Genomic DNA, 2,622 nt, shown 5'->3' on the forward strand with positions numbered 1-2,622 from the left:
GTCTGGCCATCGCGCGCGAGAACCTCGCCAGCCAGGAAGAGACGCTGCGCATCACGCAATGGCGCGTGCAGGCGGGGCTGGCCACCTCGCTGCAGTCGGAGCAGGCGCGCGCCGCGGTGGAACAGACCCGCGCCCAGATCCCGGCGCTGCAGACCACGCTGGCGCTGGCACGTCACCAGCTGGCGTTGCTGACCGGGCGCACGGCGGCCGAGTTGCGCCTCGCCGAAGGCAGCGCCGTGCCGCAGCCGGCCGCGGATCTGGCGCTGGCCTTCCCCGCCGATACGCTGCGCCAGCGGCCCGACGTGCGCGCCGCCGAGGCCCGCGTGGCCGCTGCCGCGCAACGCGTGCTGCAGGCCGATGCGGCGCGCTACCCCAGCTTCAGCCTGAGCGGCTCGCTCGGCCTGTCGGCGCTGACGCTGTCGGGGCTGGGCAGCGGCGCGGTGGTGAGCTCGCTGCTGGCCGGCGTGTCGATGCCGCTGTTCGACGGCGGCGCACTGCGGGCCCAGGGCGAGGCGCAGCGCGCCGCCTTCGAGCAGGCGCGCGAAGCGCACCGCGGCGCCGTGCTCGCGGCGCTGAAGGACGTGGAAGACGCGCTGGTGGCGCTGCAGGGCGACCGCGAACGCCTGGCGAGGCTGCGCGATGCGGCGGACGCCGCCAACAATGCCGCGCTGCTGGCACGCCAGCGCTACGCCAGCGGCCTGGTCGACTTCCAGACCGTGCTGGAGACGCAGCGCACGCAGCTCGGCGCACAGGACAGCGTCGCCGCCAGCCAGGCCGACGTCGCCGGCGACCACGTGCGCCTGTACAAGGCGCTGGGCGGCGGCTGGACGCCGCAAGCCGCCCCGACAGAGAACCGATCATGAACACGACCGCGCAACCCGCCGCCGATGCGGCCACCATCGCCACGCTGCTGGACGAGCCCTCCGCACGCCCCTGGTGGAAGCGCCCGCTGCCGTGGGTCGGCGCCGCCGTGCTGCTGGCGCTGGCCGGCGGCTTCGCCTGGTGGCAGGCCAGCCAGCGCGCTGCCGCCGCGCCGAGCTTCGTCACCGAGCCGGTGCTGCGCGGCACGCTCAGCGTGACCGTCAGCGCCGACGGCACGCTGCAGCCGACGCGCTCGGTGAACATCGGCAGCGAGCTCTCCGGCACGGTGGCGCGCGTGTTCGTCGACGTCAACGACCGGGTGAAGAAGGGCCAGGTGCTGGTCGAGCTCGACACCGCCAAGCTGCGCGACCAGATCGCCCGCTCGCGCGCCGCGCTCGCCTCGGCACAGGCCAGCGTGGCACAGGCTTCGGCCACGCTGCAGGAAGCCCAGGCGAACCTGGCACGGCTGGAGGAAGTGCAGAAGCTCTCCGGCGGAAAGGTGCCCGCGCCCACCGAGATCGACACCGCCCGCGCCGCGCTGGACCGCGCGCGCGCCGCCGAGGCCAGCGCCCGCGCCAGCGTGGCCAGCGCGAAGGCGCAGCTGTCCACCGACGAGACGAACCTGTCCAAGGCCTCGATCCGCGCGCCGATCGACGGCGTGGTGCTCACGCGCACGGTCGACCCCGGCAATGCGGTGGCGGCCTCGCTGCAGGCGGTCACGCTGTTCACGGTGGCCGAGGACCTCAGCCGGCTGCAGCTCGAGGTGAACGTCGACGAGACCGACGTCGGCCTGGTGGCGAACGGCCAGAAGGCCACCTTCACCGTCGGCGCCTACCTCAACCGCCGTTACCCGGCCACGGTGACGCGGGTAGCCTACGGATCGACCAAGACCGACAACGTGGTCACCTACACGACGCGGCTGGACGTCGACAATCAGGACCTGACGCTGCGCCCGGGCATGACCGCCACCGCCACCATCCAGACCAGCGAACGCCAGCCCTCGCTGCTGGTGCCCAACACGGCGCTGCGGTTCACGCCCGCCGGCGCCGCGGCAGCCTCTGCGCCGGCCGGCAATTCGGGAGGCATCGTCTCCAAGCTGATGCCGCGCCCACCCGGCGGCGTGGCGCGGCGCAGCGCCGGCGTGGCCGGCAACGGCAACGCGGTGGGCGCCAGCCGGCAGCTGTGGGTGCTGCGCGACGGCGCGCCGGTGGCGGTGCGCGTCACGGCCGGCGCCACCGATGGAAAACGCACCGAGGTGTCGGGCACCGGCCTGGCCGAAGGCGATGCGGTGATCGTCGACCAGCGCAGCGGGGCGCCCAAGTGAGCGAACCCCTGATCCGCCTGCGCGGCATCACCAAGACCTACGGCCAGGGCCAGGCGGCGTTCCAGGCGCTCAAGGGCGTCGACCTCGACATCGACGCCGGCGACTTCGTCGCCATCATGGGCCCGAGCGGCTCGGGCAAGTCCACCGCGATGAACACGCTGGGCTGCCTCGACGTCCCCACCAGCGGCGACTACGTCTTCCGCGGCATGGCGGTGCAGAAGCTCAGCCGCGACCAGCGCGCGCGGCTGCGCCGCAAGTACCTCGGCTTTGTCTTCCAGGGCTTCAACCTGCTGGCGCGCACCACGGCGCAGGAGAACGTCGAGCTGCCGCTGCTCTACCGCGGCGAGAGCGCAGCCTCGCGGCACGCCCAGGCCAAGGCGGCGCTGGCCGCGGTGGGCCTGGCCGGCTGGGAGCACCACACGCCGGCCGAACTCTCC

At 73.9% G+C, this 2,622-nt stretch carries 3 protein-coding genes; all 3 read left to right on the plus strand.

Going from position 1 to position 2,622, the window contains the following annotated elements; all coding sequences use genetic code 11:
• On the plus strand, window positions 1–863 hold an 863-nt coding region (locus tag AB7U92_RS25655; protein ID WP_428583457.1), incomplete at its 5' end, for an efflux transporter outer membrane subunit.
• The gene (locus tag AB7U92_RS25660) at window positions 860–2,185 is read left to right on the plus strand and encodes an efflux RND transporter periplasmic adaptor subunit (protein WP_428583459.1); all 1,326 of its coding nucleotides are present in this window, start codon (window positions 860–862) and stop codon (window positions 2,183–2,185) included. The genes AB7U92_RS25655 and AB7U92_RS25660, both read left to right, overlap by 4 nt.
• A partial coding sequence (locus AB7U92_RS25665) for an ABC transporter ATP-binding protein (RefSeq protein WP_428583461.1) occupies window positions 2,182–2,622 on the plus strand: 441 nt, incomplete at its 3' end. The genes AB7U92_RS25660 and AB7U92_RS25665, both read left to right, overlap by 4 nt.

Source organism: Piscinibacter sp. (assembly GCF_050175855.1).
Lineage (GTDB): Bacteria > Pseudomonadota > Gammaproteobacteria > Burkholderiales > Burkholderiaceae_C > Piscinibacter.

Coding starts and splice junctions, on each gene's coding strand:
- AB7U92_RS25660 (WP_428583459.1), top strand. CDS start 860: ATGAACACGACCGCGCAACCCGCCGCCGATGCGGCCACCATCGCCACG.